This window comes from Synechococcus sp. CS-1329 (genome assembly GCF_025128055.1).
Classification (GTDB): Bacteria; Cyanobacteriota; Cyanobacteriia; order PCC-6307; family Cyanobiaceae; genus Regnicoccus_A.
In genome coordinates this window covers 140,412-160,244 of record NZ_JAHLYS010000033.1, presented here as the reverse complement: position 1 = coordinate 160,244, position 19,833 = coordinate 140,412, and the positions used below count along the sequence as shown (strand labels likewise).

General features: G+C 67.4%; 21 protein-coding genes and 1 tRNA gene. 10 read left to right on the top strand and 12 right to left on the bottom strand.

Annotation, left to right across the window (positions count from 1 at the left end; genetic code table 11):
• Positions 1 to 8 precede the first annotated feature (8 nt).
• Positions 9 to 1,142, top strand: a complete 1,134-nt coding sequence (locus KQ304_RS07515) for a glycosyltransferase family 1 protein (RefSeq protein ID WP_259736477.1) — start codon at positions 9 to 11, stop codon at positions 1,140 to 1,142.
• Here KQ304_RS07515 and mrdA read toward each other — a convergent pair.
• From mrdA to cbiD, 5 genes are all read right to left on the bottom strand, one after another.
• Complete coding sequence (gene mrdA / locus KQ304_RS07510; RefSeq protein WP_259736476.1) at positions 1,127 to 2,878, bottom strand: penicillin-binding protein 2; 1,752 nt, start codon at positions 2,876 to 2,878, stop codon at positions 1,127 to 1,129. The genes KQ304_RS07515 and mrdA overlap by 16 nt on opposite strands.
• Positions 2,879 to 2,882: 4 nt before the next feature.
• Complete coding sequence (locus KQ304_RS07505; RefSeq protein WP_259736475.1) at positions 2,883 to 3,272, bottom strand: hypothetical protein; 390 nt, start codon at positions 3,270 to 3,272, stop codon at positions 2,883 to 2,885.
• An 83-nt stretch (positions 3,273 to 3,355) separates the two neighbouring features.
• Positions 3,356 to 3,964: a hypothetical protein gene (locus tag KQ304_RS07500; protein ID WP_259736474.1), complete on the bottom strand. Its 609-nt coding sequence runs from the start codon at positions 3,962 to 3,964 to the stop codon at positions 3,356 to 3,358.
• A gap of 58 nt (positions 3,965 to 4,022) precedes the next feature.
• Positions 4,023 to 5,621: a glutamine-hydrolyzing GMP synthase gene (gene guaA / locus KQ304_RS07495; protein ID WP_259736473.1), complete on the bottom strand. Its 1,599-nt coding sequence runs from the start codon at positions 5,619 to 5,621 to the stop codon at positions 4,023 to 4,025.
• Between the two features lie 35 nt (positions 5,622 to 5,656).
• Positions 5,657 to 6,820 carry a cobalt-precorrin-5B (C(1))-methyltransferase CbiD gene (gene cbiD / locus KQ304_RS07490; RefSeq protein ID WP_259736472.1) on the bottom strand — a complete coding sequence of 388 codons (1,164 nt, stop codon included), beginning with the start codon at positions 6,818 to 6,820 and terminating at the stop codon, positions 5,657 to 5,659.
• Between the two features lie 134 nt (positions 6,821 to 6,954).
• On the opposite strand from cbiD, the gene KQ304_RS07485 reads away from it, so the two are divergent.
• Positions 6,955 to 8,106: an alanine--glyoxylate aminotransferase family protein gene (locus KQ304_RS07485; RefSeq protein ID WP_259736569.1), complete on the top strand. Its 1,152-nt coding sequence runs from the start codon at positions 6,955 to 6,957 to the stop codon at positions 8,104 to 8,106.
• A gap of 72 nt (positions 8,107 to 8,178) precedes the next feature.
• Positions 8,179 to 8,250, top strand: a tRNA-Gly gene (locus KQ304_RS07480).
• A gap of 345 nt (positions 8,251 to 8,595) precedes the next feature.
• On the opposite strand, the gene KQ304_RS07475 is transcribed toward KQ304_RS07480, so the two are convergent.
• Together KQ304_RS07475 and KQ304_RS07470 are read right to left on the bottom strand one after the other, a co-directional pair.
• Positions 8,596 to 8,817: a hypothetical protein gene (locus KQ304_RS07475; protein WP_259736471.1), complete on the bottom strand. Its 222-nt coding sequence runs from the start codon at positions 8,815 to 8,817 to the stop codon at positions 8,596 to 8,598.
• Between the two features lie 96 nt (positions 8,818 to 8,913).
• The gene (locus tag KQ304_RS07470) at positions 8,914 to 9,204 is read right to left on the bottom strand and encodes a hypothetical protein (protein WP_259736568.1); all 291 of its coding nucleotides are present in this window, start codon (positions 9,202 to 9,204) and stop codon (positions 8,914 to 8,916) included.
• 91 nt (positions 9,205 to 9,295) lie between these two features.
• On the opposite strand from KQ304_RS07470, the gene KQ304_RS07465 reads away from it, so the two are divergent.
• Positions 9,296 to 9,817 (top strand): AbrB family transcriptional regulator, encoded by a 522-nt coding sequence (locus KQ304_RS07465; protein ID WP_259736470.1) that lies wholly within the window; start codon positions 9,296 to 9,298, stop codon positions 9,815 to 9,817.
• Positions 9,818 to 10,037: 220 nt separating this feature from the next.
• Positions 10,038 to 10,403 carry a DUF6554 family protein gene (locus KQ304_RS07460; protein ID WP_259736567.1) on the top strand — a complete coding sequence of 122 codons (366 nt, stop codon included), beginning with the start codon at positions 10,038 to 10,040 and terminating at the stop codon, positions 10,401 to 10,403.
• Positions 10,404 to 10,715: 312 nt separating this feature from the next.
• On the opposite strand, the gene KQ304_RS07455 is transcribed toward KQ304_RS07460, so the two are convergent.
• On the bottom strand, positions 10,716 to 12,290 hold the full coding sequence (locus KQ304_RS07455) for a DEAD/DEAH box helicase (protein ID WP_259736469.1): 1,575 nt from the start codon (positions 12,288 to 12,290) through the stop codon (positions 10,716 to 10,718).
• Positions 12,291 to 12,471: 181 nt separating this feature from the next.
• Here KQ304_RS07455 and KQ304_RS07450 point away from each other — a divergent pair, with 181 nt between their 5' ends.
• Complete coding sequence (locus KQ304_RS07450; RefSeq protein ID WP_259736566.1) at positions 12,472 to 12,882, top strand: HNH endonuclease; 411 nt, start codon at positions 12,472 to 12,474, stop codon at positions 12,880 to 12,882.
• Between the two features lie 16 nt (positions 12,883 to 12,898).
• Here the strand turns inward: KQ304_RS07450 and KQ304_RS07445 are convergent, their stop codons facing one another.
• Complete coding sequence (locus tag KQ304_RS07445; protein ID WP_259736468.1) at positions 12,899 to 13,126, bottom strand: hypothetical protein; 228 nt, start codon at positions 13,124 to 13,126, stop codon at positions 12,899 to 12,901.
• A gap of 32 nt (positions 13,127 to 13,158) precedes the next feature.
• On the opposite strand from KQ304_RS07445, the gene KQ304_RS07440 reads away from it, so the two are divergent.
• Both KQ304_RS07440 and pdxA read left to right on the top strand, forming a co-directional pair.
• Entirely contained in the window at positions 13,159 to 14,121 is a 963-nt protein-coding gene (locus KQ304_RS07440; protein WP_259736467.1) for an SDR family NAD(P)-dependent oxidoreductase, read from the top strand.
• 123 nt (positions 14,122 to 14,244) lie between these two features.
• Entirely contained in the window at positions 14,245 to 15,267 is a 1,023-nt protein-coding gene (pdxA, locus tag KQ304_RS07435; protein WP_259736466.1) for a 4-hydroxythreonine-4-phosphate dehydrogenase PdxA, read from the top strand.
• Position 15,268: 1 nt separating this feature from the next.
• Here the strand turns inward: pdxA and accB are convergent, their stop codons facing one another.
• Positions 15,269 to 15,754 carry an acetyl-CoA carboxylase biotin carboxyl carrier protein gene (accB, locus tag KQ304_RS07430; protein ID WP_259736465.1) on the bottom strand — a complete coding sequence of 162 codons (486 nt, stop codon included), beginning with the start codon at positions 15,752 to 15,754 and terminating at the stop codon, positions 15,269 to 15,271.
• Positions 15,755 to 15,759: 5 nt separating this feature from the next.
• Positions 15,760 to 16,320 carry an elongation factor P gene (efp, locus tag KQ304_RS07425; RefSeq protein WP_255107401.1) on the bottom strand — a complete coding sequence of 187 codons (561 nt, stop codon included), beginning with the start codon at positions 16,318 to 16,320 and terminating at the stop codon, positions 15,760 to 15,762.
• Between the two features lie 214 nt (positions 16,321 to 16,534).
• On the opposite strand from efp, the gene KQ304_RS07420 reads away from it, so the two are divergent.
• Both KQ304_RS07420 and thiL read left to right on the top strand, forming a co-directional pair.
• On the top strand, positions 16,535 to 17,596 hold the full coding sequence (locus tag KQ304_RS07420) for a peptidylprolyl isomerase (RefSeq protein ID WP_259736464.1): 1,062 nt from the start codon (positions 16,535 to 16,537) through the stop codon (positions 17,594 to 17,596).
• On the top strand, positions 17,589 to 18,611 hold the full coding sequence (thiL, locus tag KQ304_RS07415; protein ID WP_259736463.1) for a thiamine-phosphate kinase: 1,023 nt from the start codon (positions 17,589 to 17,591) through the stop codon (positions 18,609 to 18,611). The genes KQ304_RS07420 and thiL overlap by 8 nt, the downstream gene beginning before the upstream one ends.
• Positions 18,612 to 18,705: 94 nt before the next feature.
• On the opposite strand, the gene KQ304_RS07410 is transcribed toward thiL, so the two are convergent.
• Complete coding sequence (locus tag KQ304_RS07410) at positions 18,706 to 19,728, bottom strand: type I glyceraldehyde-3-phosphate dehydrogenase (protein WP_259736462.1); 1,023 nt, start codon at positions 19,726 to 19,728, stop codon at positions 18,706 to 18,708.
• Positions 19,729 to 19,833 lie beyond the last annotated feature (105 nt).

The window sequence follows — 19,833 nt, the reverse complement described above, 5'->3', positions numbered from 1 at the left end:
CGGCTGCCGTGAAGATCGCCCTGTTCACTGAAACCTTCCTGCCCAAGGTGGACGGCATCGTCACGCGTCTCACCAAGACCGTGGAACATCTGGTGAAGGCGGGGGATGAGGTGCTGCTGTTCTGCCCGGAGGGCGCCCCCTCGCTCTACATGGGAGCGCGGGTGATCGGCGTTCCGGCCCTGCCCCTGCCCCTCTACCCGGAGCTGAAGCTCGCCCTGCCCCGTCCGGCGGTGGCCGAAGCCCTCGAAGCGTTCCAGCCCGATGTGGTGCATGTGGTCAACCCGGCGGTGCTGGGGCTGGGGGGCATCTGGATGGCACGCACCCGCCAGATTCCACTGGTGGCCAGCTATCACACCCACCTGCCCAAATACCTGGAGCACTACGGCATGGGCGTGCTCGAGCCCCTGCTCTGGGAATTGCTCAAGGCCGCCCACAACCAGGCCGTGCTCAATCTCTGCACCTCCTCGGTGATGGTGGAAGAGCTCGCTCAGCGGGGCATCCAGCACACTGCCCTCTGGCAGCGGGGGGTCGACACCGAGATGTTCCGGCCCGAGCTGCGCTCAGAAGCGATGCGGCGGCGGCTGATGGGCCCCCATCCCGACAGCGACAGCCTGCTGCTCTACGTGGGTCGGCTCTCGGCCGAGAAACAGATCGAGCGGATCCGGCCCGTGCTCGATGCCCTGCCCCAGGCCCGGCTGGCCCTGGTGGGCGACGGCCCGCACCGGGCCCAGCTGGAGAAAGTGTTCGAGGGAACCGCCACCACCTTCGTGGGCTATCTGGGGGGCGAGGAGCTGGCGAGTGCCTATGCCAGTGCCGATGCCTTCCTTTTCCCCTCCAGCACCGAAACGCTGGGGCTGGTGCTGCTCGAGGCGATGGCGGCGGGCTGTCCGGTGGTGGGCGCCAACCGCGGCGGCATCCCCGACATCGTCACCGATGGCATCAACGGCTGCCTCTACGACCCCGACGACGACGCCTCCCTCACCGCCGCCACCCTGCGGTTGCTGGCCAGCCCCGAGCGGCGCGAGCAGCTGCGGCTGGCGGCCCGCCAGGAAGCCGAGCGCTGGGGCTGGGCCGGAGCCACCGCCCAGCTGCGCCGCTTCTACCGCGATGTGGCTGGCGCCGGCCTTCAGTTGGCGGCCTGAGCCGGCTTGAACCAGGTGGTCAGCAGGGCCTTCACCATCGGCACGGCGATGGTGCCGCCGTAACCGCCGCTGTTCTCGCCGAAGGCAATGATCACCAGATCGGGCTTCTCAGCTGGGGCATAGCCGCCGAACCAGGCATGATCCGGGCGCGGCGGGTCCTCGGCCGTACCGGTCTTGCCGGCCACCGCCGGCAGGCTGGCATCGTTGAGCGCGGTGGCGGTGCCGATCGTGACCACCTCGCGCAGACCCTGGCGCATCACCTGCAGCGTGCTGGGCTTGAGACCGATCCAGGTCCGGGGCGTGTCGCGCTCCACCAGGTGGGGCGTCACCAGCCAGCCGCCATTGGCCACAGCCGCGTAGAGCCGGGCCATCTGCAGCGGCGTCACCGAAACGGCCCCCTGACCGATGGAGGAGGTGATGGTGTCAACGGATGTCCAGGGTTCACCCAGCACCTCTTTCTTCCAGGCCTTGTCCCCCAGCAGCCCTGGGCTCTCCTCATCGCGCAGCTCAATGCCGGTGAAGCTGCCGTAACCCAGGCGGCGCGCCGCCTTGAACAGCTCCTCGGAGCCCACCTTGAGGCCCAGCCGGTAGAAGAAGCTGTTGCTGCTCACAGCCAGGGCGAAGGGAAAGCCGATGCTGCCGAAGCTGCCGTGATCGGCATAGCACTGGCCATCGAAGCAGAAGGAACCGGAGGTGGGGATGGTGGACGTGGGGCCGTAGCGCCCCGATTCGAGGCCGGCGATCGCACTGACCAGCTTGAAGGTGCTGGCGGGGGGGAAAGCCCGCATGGCCCGGTTGAGCATGGGCGCTTCCGGACGGTTGAGGGTGTTCCACTGGGCCGTGGTGGGGCCGCTGGAGAAAATGTTGGGATCGAAATTGGGACGGCTCGCCATGGCGCGAATGGCGCCGGTGCGGGGGTCCATGGCCACGATCGCCCCCTTGCTCACCCCATCGAGGGCCTTCTCAGCAGTGCGCTGCAACTCCAGATCGATGGTCAGACGCAGGTCCTTGCCAGCGCGGGCCTGCTTGTCCCCCAGCACCCGCTGCACCTGGCCCGCGGCATTCACCTCCAGCTGCTGGCCGCCCCACTCACCACGCAGATGGGACTCGTAAACCTGCTCGAGGCCGGTGCGGCCGATGCGGTCCTGCACCCGGTAGCCCTTCTCGGCCAGACGGGCGAATTCCTCCTCGGTGATGCCGCTGGTGTAGCCGAGCACATGGGCCGCCAGGGGACCACCGGGGTAGGAGCGCAGGTAGTCGACATCCACCTCGGCGCCATCGAGATTGACCGCCTGCTCCCGGAACCGCAGCACCTGAACGCTGTTGAGGGAGCTCGCCAGCTCGATCCGGTAGCCGTCGCCCTTGAGCCCCTCGCTGTAGTTCTGCTCCAGCTGCTGCGCCGGCAGCGCCAGCAGTGTGGCGAGTTGTTCACGCAGGGCCGGCCAGCGCTCCCTGGGCACGAGCCGAGGCTGCAGGTAGAGGTTGTAGGTGAGGCGGCTGGTGGCCAGCACCTCCCCGTGGCGATCGAGCAGGCGGCCGCGGACGGGATGGCGGGGCACCAGGCGGATGCGGTTCTGGTCGGCGCGCAAGCGGTTTTCAGAGCCCTGGGCCAGCTGCAGCCAAGCCAGGCGAGCCCCCATCGCCGAGGTCGCCAGCAGCACCACCGCCAGCAACCAGGCCGGCTGGTGCTTCATCCCCGAATGCCGCGGCGAGCCGGGCAGGAATCCAGTGGCCATCGACTCAGGCCCCGAGGCGACGTTCGAGTTGCTCCAGCCGGCCGGAGATTCGCGTCAGGGCCGCCTGCAGCGCGCGTCTCTCTTCGGGCCCTGTGCTGGTGGTGGCCTGGGGGCCGCTGAGATCACTGGAGGACTCGAAGGGCACGTCGCGCACCTCCACTTTCAGCACGGGGTTGCCCAGACCTGGCTGCACCTGATCCAGGCTCTCGCGCACGGCTTTGGCGGCCGCATCTCCCTCCTGACGCAGCTGAGCGAGGGGGTCGTCGGTGGCGGTGAAGGCCTCCACCACCTGGCGGGGACCGCCCCGGCGAGCCCGATCCACCACGGCGATACCGACCGGAAGGATCTCTTCCATCAGGGCGAGCCGCAGGGCATCAAAGGGATCGGCAGCCATGGCACAACTCCTGAAGCGAACGCCGCTGGCAAGCACCATCGGACCGTTCACACAGTCTGACGCCCAGGGGAGCGCCCGAGAGTTCAAGGGGTGCGCTGGATCCCAGGTTCAAGAATCACCGCCCGGCAGAATTCGCGCGATCCCAGCCACCAGCCCCCCACCATGGCCAGGGCGACAGCAGCGGTGATGGGCAGCAGAGCCTGGCGCGTGATCTCGAGGCTGAACCACTCGCCCCAGCCCCGCAGGGTCCGCTCACGATCAAAGCGGCGGCGCTCACGCTGCTCCAGCTTCCTGCGGCGCTGCAGCGATTTCTCCACCCAGCGCTCAAAGGCCCGCTTCTTGGTGACCGCCATCTTGCGCTCCACCTCCAGCAGGTGGCCGGCGCTGAGATCGGGGTGGAAGGTGCTGATCAACTCCAGGCTCTTGATGAACATCTCCACAGCGCCATCCTTGATCTGGCGCTCACCGTCACTGAGTTCCTCCCAGTGCACTTCCGGGTAGAAGCGGCCACGGTTGGCCAGGATCTGCTCCTCCGGCAACTGACCGGGTTCGCGCAACCAGCGATCGGTGTTGGCATCGAAGCGACGCCAGTACAGAAAGGGATTGAGGTAGATGGTTTTCCCCCCCAGCAAGATGCTGTCCTGCTGCAGGCGGCGCTGCACCTGGGGATCCTGCTGGGTGACGGCGGTCAAGGGAAACAGGCTGGGAGCCGATGGTATCGAACGCCAAGCGACGGGGCCAGCTCTGCGCCTATTCCCACTCGATCGTGCCGGGGGGCTTGCTGGTGATGTCAAGCACCACCCGGTTCACCCCCTGCACCTCATTGACGATCCGGTTGGAGATGCGCTCCAGCAGGTCGTAGGGCAGGCGGGACCAGTCGGCAGTCATGCCGTCTTCGCTGGAGACGCAGCGCAGCACGATCGGATAGGCATAGGTGCGCTTGTCACCCATCACGCCGACGCTGCGCACCGGCAGCAGCACCGCAAAGGCCTGCCAGATCTCGTGATACAGCCCGGCGGTGTGCACCTCCTCGCGCACGATCAGATCGGCGTCGCGCAGGATGTTCAGCCTCTCGGCCGTGACTTCCCCAAGAATGCGAATGGCCAGGCCAGGCCCTGGGAAGGGGTGGCGGCGCACGATTTCCTCGGGCAGACCGAGGCTGCGGCCCACCTTGCGCACCTCATCCTTGAACAGGCGCCGCAGGGGTTCCACCAGCTTGAACTGCAGGTCCTTGGGCAGCCCGCCCACGTTGTGGTGGCTCTTGATCTTCACCGCCACCCGTTCGCCGGTCTTGGGATCGGGGTTGGTGCCGGCCGACTCGATCACATCGGGGTAAAGGGTGCCCTGGGCGAGGTAATCAAAGGGTCCGAGCCGCTTGCTTTCCTCCTCGAACACACGGATGAATTCAGCACCGATGATCTTGCGCTTCTGCTCCGGATCGGTGATGCCATCGAGCTTGGCGAGGAAGCGATCACGGGCATTGATGTACTCAACCCTGATATGGAACTGCGCATCAAAGAACTCAGTGAGGAACTCCGGTTCCCCCTTGCGCATGAAGCCCTGGTCGATGAACATGCAGGTGAGCTGATCGCCGATGGCCCGGTGCAGCAGGAAGGCCAGCGTGGAGGAATCAACTCCACCGGAGAGCGCCAGCAGCACCCGCTTATCCCCCACCCGCTCACGCACATCAGCCAGGGCTTCATCGATGAAGGTGGCGGTGGTCCAGTCGGGTTCGCAGCCGCAGATGTGATAAACGAAGTTGCGGATCATCGCCATTCCGCCGAGGGAATGCACCACTTCGGGGTGGAACTGCACGCCATACAGGCGCCGCTGGTGATCGGCCACCGCCGCTTGCGGGGTGTTGTCGGTGTGGGCGAGGCGGCTGAAGCCCGGCGGCAGGGCCTGAACCGAATCCCCGTGGCTCATCCACATCGTTGAGCCGTGCTCCACGTTGGTGAGCAGATCAACCGGGTCATCCACATAGAGGGGCGCCTTGCCGTACTCGCCCCTGCCGGCGGCCACCACCTGACCGCCGAGCTGCTGCACCATCAGCTGCATGCCGTAGCAGACCCCCAGCACCGGGATGCCCAGTCCCCAGATGGCGGGATCGCAGAGGGGTGCCCCGTCCTCGTAGACCGAACTGGGACCGCCGCTGAGAATGATTCCCTTCGGTGCCAGCCGTTTGATCTCCTCCACGCTGGTGGCGTAGCCCAGCACCAGGGAATAAACCTCGGTTTCCCTCACCCGCCGGGCAATCAGCTCGGAGTACTGGGAGCCGAAATCGAGGATGACGATCGCCGGCAGGCGTGAGCTCTCGGGCTGTTCGGTCGAGGAAGACGGGTGGGACATAGGGACCGAATCACGGCCTGCCTGGCCTTTTGGGCTCACCCTAGGTCGTGCCGGAAAGCCTCCAGCAGCTCCTGACCGCAGGGGCCCGCCACCCGCAGCTGCCGTGCCCGATCGAACAGCGCCGCCCCGATTCGGGTGGGGAAACGGCCGTAGCGGGCCAGGTAGGCCTGGCTGCGGGTCTCGATCGCCAGGGCCAGGCGCGCCTCGATCCGGGCCGCCAACGCCCCATCGAGCTCGTGCAGCTCCGCCAGGGCCGCCTCCACCGTGGGCGCCTGGAACAACCGCTGCAGCTCGGGGCCACCCATCCCCTCAAGCGCCGCCAGGGCCGTGAGCACCTCGGCGCGGCCATCGGCCAGGTGGTGGTGGGTGTGGAAGATTCCTCCCGCCAGCTTGATCAACTTGCCGTGATAACCGAACAGCAGCAGCCGCTCCACGCCGGCTTCGGCCGCCGCCACGATTAAAGGACCGAGCCAGTTGCCGGCCTTGAGCAGCAGGCCGGCGGGCAGCCCCAGCCGGGGCGCCAGATCCAGTCCGTTCTCGCCGATCACCAGCACCAGATCGCGGGGATGCGGTGAGTGGGGCCACTGGCGCAAGGTTTCGAGGCACTGCTCCAGCCGATCGGGAGCGGCACTGCTCTGGACCACGGCCTGGGTGCCGATCAGGGCCAGGCCGTCCACCACCCCGAAGGCTTCGTTGCTGGTGCGGCCGGCCAGCTCCCGGCCCCGGGGGAACACCAGCTGCAGCCGCAATCCGCGCCCCGCTGGCAACAGGGGCAGAAGGTTGACCTCCAGCAGGCGGCGGGCGTAGGCGGAGAGACACAGCTCCCGGCTGCCGGCCAGCACCCCCAGCCCCTCCCCCGCCTCCAGCAGCAACCGCTGGGATGGTTCTGCCCCCTGCTGGGGCGGCTCCCACCAACTGGCCCGCACCCACACCAGCAGGCCCCGGGTGAGGTCGAGGCCATCGCCGGGATCACAGCGGGCCATGCCCAGGGCCTGGCCATCGCCGAGGGCGGCGGCGGCCTCCACCGGCACCCGCTCAACGCCGGGGGGCTCCAGCAACTCCAGCGGCTGGTCCTCGCTGCTGCCCCTGGGGGTCGCGGCTGTGGGCGCCTGGCCCTCGGCCTGCAGCAACGCCTCCAGGGCCGCACGGGCTGCCGCCGCCACCCAGACCGGCAGCGTGAAGGGCGTCGCATGGGTCATCGGCTGGGGCCTGGCTGTGAGGGGGATCGGGACGCTGAACGGAGAGCTGTGGCTGGACGCTGGAGCGGGCGGGGGGACCTTCGTTTTTTAAGGTGGTGAATTGGGCCGCCGTGCCCGCCCCCCCAGCACCTCCGATGCAGGACAAGCTCACCTTGATGATCCCCGGCCCCACGCCGGTGCCGGAAACCGTCCTGCTGGCCATGAGCCGCCACCCGATCGGCCATCGCAGTGCTGAATTCCAGGCGATCGTCAAGCGCACCAGCGCGCAGCTCAAGTGGCTGCATCAGACCGAAGGGGATGTGCTGGCCATCACCGGCAGCGGCACCGCCGCCATGGAGGCCGGCATCATCAATGTGCTGAGCCGGGGCGACAAGGTGCTCTGCGGGGACAACGGCAAGTTCGGCGAGCGCTGGGTGAAGGTGGCCAGGGCCTACGGCCTGGAAGTGGAGGTGATCCGCGCCGACTGGGGCCAGCCCCTGGATCCGGAGGCCTTCCGCCAGGCCCTCGAGGCCGACAGCGGCAAAGAGATCCGCGCGGTGATCGTCACCCACTCGGAAACCTCCACCGGGGTGATCAACGACCTGGAGACGATCTCCCGTCATGCCCATGCCCACGGCCAGGCCCTGGTGGTGGCTGACTGCGTCACCAGCCTCGGGGCCTGCCCGGTGCCGGTGGAGGCCTGGGGCCTCGACGTGGTGGGCTCGGGCTCCCAGAAGGGCTACATGATGCCGCCGGGCCTGGCCTTTGTGGCCATGAGCGAGCGGGCCTGGGAGGCTCACAAACGCTCCGACCTGCCCAAGTTCTACCTGGATCTGGGCAAGTACCGGAAATCAGCCGCCGCCGACAGCAACCCCTTCACCCCTCCGGTGACGCTGTACTACGCCCTGGAAGCCGCCCTGGAGATGATGCAGAAGGAAGGGCTGGAAGCCATTTTCGAGCGCCACGCCCGGCTGCAGCGAGCCACCCAGGCCGCCATGCGCGCCATCGGCTTGCCCCTGTACGCCGCGGCAGGCCACGGCAGCCCGGCGATCACGGCAGTGGCCCCCGAGGGCCTCGACGCCGAGGTCCTGCGCAAAAAGGTCAAGGAGCGCTACGACATCCTGCTGGCGGGCGGCCAGGACCACCTCAAGGGCAAGGTGTTCCGCATCGGCCATCTGGGCTTCGTCTGTGATCGCGACGTGCTCACAGCCGTGGCGGCCATCGAAGCGACCCTGCAGGAGCTGGGCGCCGCCCGTCAGCCGGTGGGCTCAGGCCTGGCCGCCGCGGCCAGGGAGCTGGCGGCCTGAGGGCTGCCAGCAACGTCTGGAGCTGAAGCGTTCAGCTCCAGACGTGTTCACGCTTTGCTAGGGTGAACAAATGCGGGTGTAATTCAGTGGTAGAATGTCAGCTTCCCAAGCTGAACGTCGCCGGTTCGAGCCCGGTCACCCGCTTGTGATCTCAACATCAATTCGGTGGCTCAGGCCCTGGGCTTGATCAACTGAAGAATCTGGGGACCGAGGCTGCTGGCACGGCGCTCACAATCCAGAGATTTCAATACAGCCCGGGCCGCCTCAACGACATCACCCCGCTGGGCTGCTGCTGCTGCACGAGCTTCGTGCTCGGCTGCAGCGTGGAGGAACTGGCTGCGTTGCTCAGTTCCCTGCGGCGTGGCGATCGGAGATCGCATCTGAACGGCAATCACAACAACAAATCAATCTGCAACCACTTTAACGCTTGAGCGAGAAGTTGGCTGCAGAAAGAGAGAAATCCAGACCAGATGAGACGATGGCCGCTGATCAGGTTCCTGGCTCTTCACCCAACTCCCCGAGGGCGTCGATCTGAGTCCTCAGCTCACTGGCCCGGTGACTGTCTCCACGGCTGATGGCGATGGCCAGGGCAAATTCCAGCTTCTCGAGCTGGTGCCCCCCTTCGATGTAGCCAGGGCGATGCACAGACGGCTGAGGAGTCAGCGACCCGCCGCTGCGGGGCAGGGGGCAGGCCGGATAGGTGTGGGCCATGGTTGTTTTTCTTTTCATTCTGCCACTGAGCAGCAGGTCACCGCCAGGTTGAGTGGTAGGGATTCACTCCCTTCGGCCAACGGCTGGGCCCACGGGCTAGGCGGCCAGATCCAGGTCCGATTCCTGCGGCGGGGCAGGCTCGTTCGCCGCCGGAGCGGGCAGGGGAGCAGACGTTTCCAGCAGCTGGCGGCAGTCCCGCAGCAGCACCTCGACATTGGCGAGGGCCCGGAGCTGATCGGGCTCCGGCTGCTGCTCGTCCTCCTGCGCCATCTCGAGCAAGCCAATCCGTTGCTCCAGATGCACCAGCCGGTGCGAGAGGGCCGCCACCGTCTGGGCCAGATCTTCTGCCGTGCGGGTGATGCGGAACGACACCGATTCAGGGGCCATGGCCATCGAACCAAGAGGGCCGATCACAACACAGAACCGCGCAGGGCTCAAGTGATCTCCCAGACTGTGTCGTCCTGGCCTCACCTGTGGCATGTCCAGCCTGGCCACTCTGGCGATCTACCTTCTGGCCGGCCTGGGCGGAGGCCTGCTGGCCCTGCGGACGGGAATTCCGGCCGCGCCCCTGGCGGGCGCCCTGCTGGGCGCGGGCCTGGTGAGCATGAGCGGACGCTGGGAGGTGGCCCACTGGCCCCCTGGGACCCGCACCGGCCTGGAGATCGCCATCGGCACCGTGATCGGCACCGGCCTCACCAGCACAGCACTGAACGAACTGCGTCAGCTGTGGCGGCCGGCGATTCTGATCACCGTCAGCCTGGTGGCCACCGGCCTGGTGGTGGGCCTCTGGAGCAGCCGGCTGCTGGGGGTGAATCCGATCATCACTCTGCTGGGGGCCGCCCCCGGCGGCATCAGCGGCATGAGCCTGGTGGGCGCTGAATTCGGTGTCGGTGCCGCCGTGGCGGCCCTGCACGCGGTGCGGCTGATCACGGTGCTGCTGGTGGTGCCCACGGTGATCCGGCTTGTGTTGTCATTCACAGCTGGTCATTCCTCAAGTTGAGCGTCTCCTGAGCCCCCCTCGACAGTTGGAAGTCCACCGATACGTTGGGGCCCGATGCCTGGCTCCACGAATCGACTCGATGTTGACCCGTCTCCCCTTCCCTTCACCCACCGCCACGGCGTCCGTCAAGAGGCGTGGGCGCAGGCTGCGGTTAGCCCTGGGGGGGGGTCTGGTGCCTGCCCTGCTGCTGGCCAGCCCGCTGCCCCTGCTGAGCCAACCCATGCCCATCGCCCAGGTCAATCAGCCGGACCCCAACGATCCAGGCAGCAAGGGCGCTGAGGTGTACTGCTTCATGCGCAAGGCCGGCAATAACCACGAGGTGAGCTGGACCGCCGCCTACGCCCTGATCAAACGTCAGAGTGCCAGCCTGTTCAAAACCTCGCCTGAACACGGCGCTGTGATGATCACCGAGGCCGTGGTGAAGTCCCCTGATGCCTTCCCCGACTGCGGCCGCTTTCTCGGAGCCCTCTTCGGCAGTGAGAAACCCGCCCCACTGACAACTGACATCCCCGCCAGTGGCAGCACGGGCCCTGTTGCCATCCCCAGCAGCCGCGGCACCACACGCAATGACCGCTATTCCTTCTGAGCCACCTCGCCCGCAGCTCCAGCGGGGCTTCTGGTGCGTCGTGGCGCTGACGACAGTGACCCTGGCCGGCTGTGCAGCGGCAGCACCGCCCACGAGCGAAGAACCACGGCTGCGCCAGGACGAATGCCTCGATGAGGTCAAGGTGGATCGGCTCGACCGGGCCCTGAAGCGCTGCGACCAGGTGGTGAGCACCTTCCCGCGCCTGGCCCGTCCCCTCAGTGACCGCTTCGTGATCCACACCCTCAGGGGCGAGCAGGACTTGGCCTGCCGGGACATTGAGCGGGCCGCCGAGCTGATCCCCGTCGCCCTGACTCACCAGGCCTCCAGCAGCTGGCGCACCATCGCCGGCAGGGCCTGGCGGCGCAGGATCGCCTGGCGGCCTCCGAGGGCCAGGGCGATCCGCTCGGCCTTGCTGGCGATCAGTCCATCCACCAGCTGATCGATCACCCCCAGCTGCAGCCAGTGGGTGGTGAGGGGGCCCACCATGCCGATGCGATGGGCGCGGTCCTCCGCCTGCTCGGTGTCCCCCGGCGTCCAGGGCCTCTCCAGCAGCACCACATGGCTGGCGCGGTGCAAGGTGAAACCGAGGCCCGCCACCGCGAAGGTGGCCACCAGCAGGGGCACCCGGCCCGCCTGAAAGCGCTCCACCTGGCGCTGCCGCTCCGGCGGCTTGAGCCGGCCCGTGAGCACGGCACCGCCCAGGCTCGCAGCCAGACGCTCGGCCGCAGCCACGAAGGCCGTGAACACCACCACCGCGGCTCCAGTGGCGAGCAGTTCGCTGACCAGGGCCTGGGCCGCCGGTTGCTTGTAGGCCGCACCGATCTGCCTCAGGACCGTGAGCATCGCCAGGGATTCCGCATCACGGCGCACCTCGCCGCGGGCCGCGCGCAGGCGGTACTGCTCCACCCGCTGCTGCAGCTCATGCTCGAAGCCCTGGGCCTCGCTGTCACGGAGCGCCACGGGGCAGATCCGGCGATGCTTGGGGGGAAGATCGAGGCAATCCTGCTTGCGTCGGTGCAACAGCAGCGGCTGAATCAAGCGGTGCAGCTCCTCCAGCCGTTCAGCGCCGTTGGCCTGCCAGTGGCGGCGCCCACCGCTTTCGCGCCAGTGGCCCTGGCAGTAGGTCTGCTCAAAGCTGAGCTGATCACGGCCGAGGGGGTGGTCAATGGCGGCGAGCAGGGGGAAGAGCTGCAGCGGGCGACCGTTCTTCATCGGGGTGCCGCTCAGGAGCCAGATCGCCCGCAGGCGCGGGTGGCGGGCCAGGCGCAGCAGGGCACGGGTGCGGGCAGCCCCCAGGTTCTGGGCGAAATGGGCCTCGTCAACGATCAGCACCGTGCCGGCAGGGGGCAGCTCCGCCGGCAGCCGCGCCCAGCTGAACAGCTCCACGGCCAGCTCCAGGGCCAGGGACTCCTGCCGCCAGAAGCCATGCAGGCCCACCGGGGCCACCACAGCGATGCGGCAGTCGGCGCAGCGGGAGAGGGCCCGGGCCGCCACCAGGGCTGTGAGGGTTTTGCCCAGCCCCATGGCATGGGCCAGCACCGCCCCCCGACGAGCGAGCAACCAGCGGGCGGCCGTGCGCTGGTGGCTGAACAGGCGCCGCCCATCCGGCAGGGGAGCCTCCAGCTGGGCGGCCGCCACCAGCTCGCGGTGGAGCGGCAGGGGCGGCAGGGGCTGCCTCAGCCAGGCCATCCACTGGGCCAGATCAGGCTCGGTGGCAAAGCGTTCTCCCAGCAGCGCCTCCAGCTGACCGGCGGCCTGGAGCGGAAATTCCCAGCAGTGACGCCGAGCTCGCCAGCGGCCCGCTGGCCTGACCCGTCGCAGCTGGGCCTGGGTGACCGGGTCGAATGGGGAGATCACCTCGATCAGGCCGCAGGACCCGAGCCGCATCAGGCAACGCAACGGTGACCCTTGCCTGGCTTGCAGGGACACCCGGGGTGCGCCTTGGGTTGGCATTCTAGTCAGGCCGGGGCGGCGAACAAGCCCTGGCGATCAGGTTGAAGAAATGAAGTCGTCGACACATTGACAGATCAGCGACCAAGGCCAAACTGTTCGCAACCGAGGCATGGGAATGCAGGTCAGGGATGCGGTTTTCCTTGAGGATCTCTGCCCCAAGTTGCGTGTCAGACGCTGGAGACAATCCCTGCACAAACAAACCCAACATCGCTGTATTTATTGCGGCAATCGCTCCGAGTCGATTGATCACGTGCTACCACGCTGCCGCGGCGGCCTGAGCGTCACCGAAAACTGTGTTCCCGCCTGCCTGGGCTGCAACGGGCACAAGAGCGATGCCGACGCCTTCGACTGGTATCGGCGCCAGCGCTTCTACGACCCGCGCCGGGCGATGGCGATCCGGGCCTGGACGGATGGTGACCTGCGCCTGGCCGTACGCCTGCTGCAGTGGGCCACTCCTGAACCGACGGCGGCGAGCCAGCCTTCCCCCCTGTCCCAGGGAGCCGCCATGAGCCTGCAGGCAGCCTGAAGCCAACCCTCGCCCGTCACCAGACGCGGCAGGCGGCGGGTCCGTTGTGGCGCTCGCAGAGGGCCGCGAGCTGCTCGGGCTGCTCAGGCGCCACCAGAGCGGCCGTGAGCACCAGGGCCACCACCAGCCAGGGAAAGAAGACCCGGAGGGGGCGAGGAAGACTCCAGGAGCGGGAGCGGAACCAGCCGGCTCCTGCCCGCCAGGCGGGGAGGGGACGGGGCGGAGAGAAGCTGGAGGCGGCCATCGACGCAGCTGAGCAGTGATACAGGTGTACTCATGGTGAATGCCGTTGTCAACCGCGGCCCCTGGAGGGGGGCCTCCGGCCGGATGCTGGTGCTGGGGGGCGGCTACAGCGGCCGGCGCTTCGCCGCGGCCGTGGCCGCCACCGGCATGCCGGTGCTGATCAGCCACCGCCCCGACGGCGATCCCATGCTCGGTGAAGGGATCCGTTCGCTGCCCTTCGCCAGTGCGCTCAGGCCGGGGATCGAGCCCGCCGCTCTGGAGGGCGTGACCCATGTGCTGGTCACGGTTCCCCCTGGCCGTGACGGCAGGGATCCGGTGCTGGAGAGCCTGGGGGCCAGCCTGGCCGGCCTGTCGCTGCAGTGGCTGGGCTACCTCTCCACCTCCGGCGTCTATGGCGATCGCGGCGGCGCCTGGGTCGAGGAGAGCGATACGCCCAACCCAGGGCTGGCCCGCAGCCGCGCACGCCTGGCCTGCGAGCAGGCATGGCAGGCCAGCGGTCTGCCCCTGCAGGTGTTCCGCCTGCCGGCGATCTACGGACCAGGGCGCTGCCCGTTCAACGGCCTGCGCGCCGGCAGCAGCCGCCTGATCCACAAACCCGCCCAGGTGTTCAGCCGCATCCACGTCGATGACATCACTGGTGCCCTGCTGCACAACCTGGCCCTGCCAGCCGGCCAGCGGCCGGCGCTGTTGAACGTGGCGGACGACAGGCCCTGCCCCTCCAGTGAAACCCTGGGCTACGCCGCCCATCTGCTGCACTGCCCGTTGCCGGAGGTGGAGACCTACGGGCGGATCCAGGACAGCCTCAGCCCCATGGCCCGCAGCTTCTGGAGCGAGAACCGGCGCACCAGCAACCGGCGGCTCTGCATCGAGCTCGGCTACAAGCTGCTCTATCCCAGCTACCGGGAGGGATTCAGGGCCTCCCTGCAGGAGGAGCAGGCCCTTCAGCGGGAGGCGGGCTCCTCCTCCTCAGGGCACACCGGAGCCGCCAGGGGCTGAAGAATGCTGAGGCTGGGGATGCTCAGGTCAGCCTTCAGGCGGCACCAATCGATCACCACCCATTGCTTCTGCAGCCCCTGAGTCAGGCCAAACACCAGTCCCCCCAGAAGCAACCAGCGGATCATGACACTCCAATCCACCGACAACAACGCTAATCAAGCGGTGATCGCCCTGGCCCTCGGGGATCCAGCCGGCATCGGCGCCGAGGTGACCCTCAAGGCGCTGGCCGCCCTGCAGGCGCGGGGCGGAGCCATCCCTGTGCATCTGGTGGGCTGTCGCCGCTGGCTGGAGCAGACCTACATCGACCTGCGCAAGCGCAGCGCCACGCCGCTGGCCGATCCCGGCGACTACCCCATTCTCGACCTCCCCCTGCGGGGGGAGGTCATCCCGGGCCAGGGGGCGGCCGCCAGTGGTGCCGCCAGTTTTGACTGGCTGAGCGCGGCGGTGGATCTGGTGCTCAGCGGCCAGGCCCGGGCACTGACCACCGCACCGATCGCCAAGCATGCCTGGCACGCCGCCGGCCATCGCTATCCCGGCCAGACCGAGCGGCTGGCGGAACTCTGCGGACGGGAGCGGGCCTCCATGCTGTTCACCGCCCGCTCACCAGGTGGGCACTGGCGGCTGAACACCCTGCTGGCCACCACCCACATCCCCCTGGCCCAGGTGCCCCAGGCGCTCACCCCAGCCCTGGTGGAGCATCAGCTGGAGATGCTGCTGGCGTTCTGCCAACGCTTCGAGCCCCAACCCAGGCTGACGGTGGCCGGTCTGAACCCCCATGCCGGCGAAGGCGGCCAGCTGGGCCTGGAGGAACAGGACTGGCTGATCCCCCTGCTGAACAGCTGGCAGCAGCGGCACCCCAGCGTGACCTTGACGGGACCCTTGCCTCCAGACAGCTGCTGGCTGGGGGCCGCGGCCGCCTGGCGGGGCGAGGGGCAGGGCGCCGATGGCTACCTGGCGCTCTATCACGATCAGGGGCTGATTCCCGTCAAGCTGCTGGCCTTTGATGCGGCCGTGAACACCAGCCTGGGGCTGCCCTTTCTGCGCACCTCACCGGATCACGGCACAGGCTTCGACATCGCCGGCTCAGGCCTGGCCCGCGCCGACAGCATGCTGGCGGCCCTGGAGACCGCCTCGGAGCTGGGCTGACTCAGCCGGGCTTGACCCGCAGCAGCACCTGGCCGAATTCCACCGGTGTGCCGTTCTCCACCAGGATCTCCACCAGCTCTCCGCTGACTTCCGCCTCCAGCTCATTCATCAGCTTCATGGCCTCAAGGATGCACACGGGCTGACCGACGCCGATGCGGCTGCCGATCTCCACGAAGGGGGGATCGGCAGGCGAGGGGGATCGGTAGAAGGTGCCCACCATCGGGGCCGTGATATCCACCAGGTCGGCCCGGAGCGCCGATGGGGACGGCGGCGGGCTGGACGGGGCCGTGACGCCGGCGGAAGCCGGCATGGGTGCGACTGAGGTGGGAGCAGAAGCCGGCAGCGGGGCCGGAGCTGGGGCCAGCGGGGCCGGCAGGTTGCGACGCACCTCCAGGCGGAAGTCGTCACCCTCAAGCTTCAGCTCCTGGATGTCACTCTGCTCCAGAAAGATCAGCAGGCTCTGCAGTTGGTCGTTGTCGAGCTGCATGGCAATCAGGACTCCCGGCCGAGATAGCTGTCGTTGCGAGTATCGATCTTGATCTTTTCGCCGATGGTGATGAACAGGGGCACCATCACCTGGGCGCCGGTCTCGACGATGGCGGGCTTGGTCCCCCCCGTGGCGGTGTCACCCTTGACCCCCGGATCGGTCTGGGTGACCTCGAGCACCACGGAGTTGGGAAGCTCCACTTCGAGCGGGGAACCGTTCCAGGCCACCACATTCACCTCCATGCCCTCTTTGAGATATTTGCGCCCATCCCCGATCTGCTTGGCGGTGAGGCGGGTCTCCTCGTAGGAGGACATGTCCATGAAGACGTACTCGTCCGCCTCCATGTAGGTGTGTTGCAGGGTGGATTTCTCCAGCTGGGCCTGGGCAACGGTTTCGCCGGCGCGAAAGGTCTTCTCCACCACGCTGCCGCTCTGAACGGCCTTGAGCTTGGTGCGCACGAAGGCGGATCCCTTGCCAGGCTTGACGTGCAGGAACTCGACGACCCTCCAGACCTGTCCATCGAGCTCGATGGTGGTGCCAGTTCGGAAGTCGTTGCTCGAGATCATTCCGGCGGAACGGGTGAGCGGGATTGTACGGCTGGCCGTCGAACCCCCCTGTGGGACTGGCTCTGGGCCCCGGTGAGCTGTGCCAAAGTCCGAGGATCGGCAGATCGCCCGGAGACCGGAAGAGACAGCCATGAACAGGAGTTCGCAGCACCCACAGGCCCTCCGGCCTGACCAGCACCAGTTCAGGCCGCAGCGCCGCAGTCCCTGGCGGACCATGGCGCTGCTGCTGCTGGCCCTGGTGCTGGGGTGCAGCGCCAGCTTCAGCCGGGTCAGCCCCGTGCTGGCGGCCCTGCCACCGGGGAACGCCGTCACCGATCCAACCGCCCTGCTGCGCAACGCTCTGCCGATCGATCAGCCGGATCTTCAGAAGCTGCAACATCGCCTCGAGGACAGCAGCGACGACCTGCGGGCCAAGCGCTGGAACGCGCTCACCGGCAAAGTCCGCAGGGCTCAGGCGCAGCTGAGTGGACGGCGCGGCGTTCTGCTGGAGGCCTTCCAGCCCGAACAGCGCGACCAGGCCACCGCTCTGCTCGCCGACCTTGAGACGGAATTGCAGGCCGTGGCCGAAGCTGCCGAGCGGCAGGACCGCGAGACCTTCCTGAGCACCCGCCGACTGGCCCTGAGCACCATCGGTGAAGCCGAAGCTCTGCTGGTGGGGCCCTTCCCCTTCGAGATTCCTGAGGAGTTCGCCGACCTGCCCCGGCTGCTGGGTCGCGCCACCGTGAAGATCACCACCAGCAAAGGCGACCTCAGCGCCGTGGTGGATGGCTACAACGCACCGCTCACCGCCGGAGCCTTCGTCGACCTGGTGCAGCGGGGCTTCTACGACAACCTCCCCTTCATCCGCGCCGAGGATTTCTACGTGCTGCAGACCGGTGATCCCAAAGGACCGGCCAGCGGCTACGTGGATGCCTCCGGCCAGGAGCGGCAGGTGCCGCTGGAGATCATGGTGCCCGGCCAGAGCAAGCCCTTCTACAACCAGACCTTCGAAGACCTCGGCCTGTTCAAGGCCACACCGGTGCTGCCTTTCGCCACCAAGGGAACCCTGGGCTGGGCCCACTCTGACAACGCCCTGGACGATGGCTCCTCCCAGTTCTTCCTCTTCCTGTTCGAGGCGGAACTGACCCCGGCCGGTCTCAATTTGATCGACGGTCGCTATGCCGCCTTCGGCTATGTGGTGGAGGGCTTCGATGTGCTCCAGGAGCTCACCGCCGACGATGGCATCGTCAAGGTGACTGTGGTGGAGGGGGCCGAGAACCTGCGGCCCCATGCCTGAGGGCGACAGCCGAGCGCCCACCCTGGCCGATCTGGGCGAATGGGAGCTGATCGAGCGGCTGGCCGCCTTCGCTCCCCCCGGTCAGTTCAACGATGACGCCGCCCTGCTGCAGGACCGCTGGCAGACCGCCCTGGTGGTCAACAGCGATGTGCTGGTGGAGGGCATCCATTTCAGTGATGCCACGATGGCTGCCACCGATGTGGGCTGGCGGGCGGCGGCGGCCAACCTCTCGGACCTGGCGGCCATGGGCTGCGCGGAGGTGCTGGGGCTGACGGTGGCCCTGGTGGCGCCCGCGACCACCCCCTGGGCCTGGGTGGAGGGGGTGTATCAGGGGCTGAGCGCCGCTTTGGAGTGCTATGGCGGCACGCTGCTGGGGGGCGACTGCAGTGGCGGCAGCCAGCGGCTGCTGGCCATCACGGCCCTGGGACGGCTGGGAGCCCACGGGCCGATCCGCCGCCGGGATGGCCGAGCCGGTGATGCCCTGGTGAGCACCGGAACCCATGGCCTCAGTCGGCTGGGGCTCGCGGCACTGCTGCAGGAGGTCCCATCTGCGGGAACTCCCGACTGGCGTCAGGCCTCGCCAACCCTGCTGGAGCGGGCCGTTCAGGCGCACCGCAGGCCCCGGCCCCGGCTGGATGTCGTGGAAGTGCTGGCCTGCTGCCAACCCATGGACGGCCCCTGGAGGGTGGGCGGCACCGACAGCAGCGATGGGCTGGCGGCAGCGTTGAAGGCCCTGGCCCGGGGAAGCCACTGCGACGCTCTGCTGGAGCGCGAGCAGCTGCCGCTGGACCCCGAGATGGCAGCCCTGGCTGGGGCCGGATCCTGGTGCCTGGGCGGCGGCGAAGACTTCGAACTGGTGCTGGCCCTCGATCCCGCCTGGGCGCAGCGGCTGATCACGGCTCTGCCCGGGAGCCGCCGAATCGGAGCACTGACCCCGGGATCGGGGCTGCTGCGCTGGGCCGACAGCGGTTCACCCCTGGCGGACGACAGCAAAGGCTTCACACATTTTCACTGAGTGAGCGCAGGGAGCCCCTCTGGACCCCGGCTCGGGGCCATCAAAAAGCCGTCCCCTGCAGGACGGCTCAATTGATTCACTCAGAACGCTGGATTCACTTCCAGTTCTTGGCCACCAGTTCGGCCAGATCGACCACCCGCTGGCTATACCCCCACTCGTTGTCGTACCAGGCGATGACCTTGACCATGTTGTCGCCCATCACCAGGGTGAGATCGGCGTCGACGATGGTTGATTCATCGGTGCCGGCGTGGTCGGAGGAAACCAGGGGCAGATCGGAATATTTGATGATGCCCTTCATGCCCTTCTCAGAGGCTTCCTTGAGCACTGCGTTGACCTCTTCACGGCTGGTGCCGCGGCTGACTTCCAACACCAGGTCGACCACTGACACGTTGGGGGTGGGCACGCGCATGGCGATGCCGTTCAGCTTTCCCTTCATCGGTGGGTAGACCAGAGCCACGGCCTTGGCAGCCCCGGTGGAGGTGGGAACAATGTTGATGGCGGCGGCGCGGGCACGGCGAAGATCGCGGTGGCTGGCATCCAGAATGCGCTGGTCACCGGTGTAGCTGTGGGTGGTGGTCATCGTGCCCTTGACGATGCCGAAGGACTGGTCCAGCACCTTGACCAGAGGAGCCATGCAGTTGGTGGTGCAGCTGGCGTTGCTGATCACGTCGAAGTCGTCGTGACGGTAATCCTCGTGGTTGACCCCAACAACGAAGGTGCCGATGCCTTCACCCTTCCCCGGGGCGGTGATCAAGACTTTTTTGGCTCCGGCCTTGAGGTGCTTGCCAGCTCCTTCAGTATCAATGAAAACACCTGTAGCTTCGATCACCAGATCAACACCCCAGTCTTTCCAGGGCAAGTTGAGAGGATTACGATCGGAGATGCACTTGATCGACTTTCCGTTAACCGTGATCGTGTCATTGGTATAGCCAACCACCGTGTCGCGGATCTTGCCCAGCATCGAGTCATACTCGAGCAAGTGGGCATTGGTGTGCGGATCAGAAGTGTCATTGAGGCCCACCACCTCAATCCCGGTATTTTCGCCACGGCTGAGCCAACAACGCATGAAGTTGCGACCGATCCGGCCGAATCCATTGATCGCAACGCGCAGGGTCATGGCAGGAACGGGAAACCCGTTGACAAGGGGAGTTTGGCTGCCGATCATACAGAAATGGTCTCCCCTCTCCTGGAGCCGCTCCGCCGGCGCATTCCTTGGCGGAAC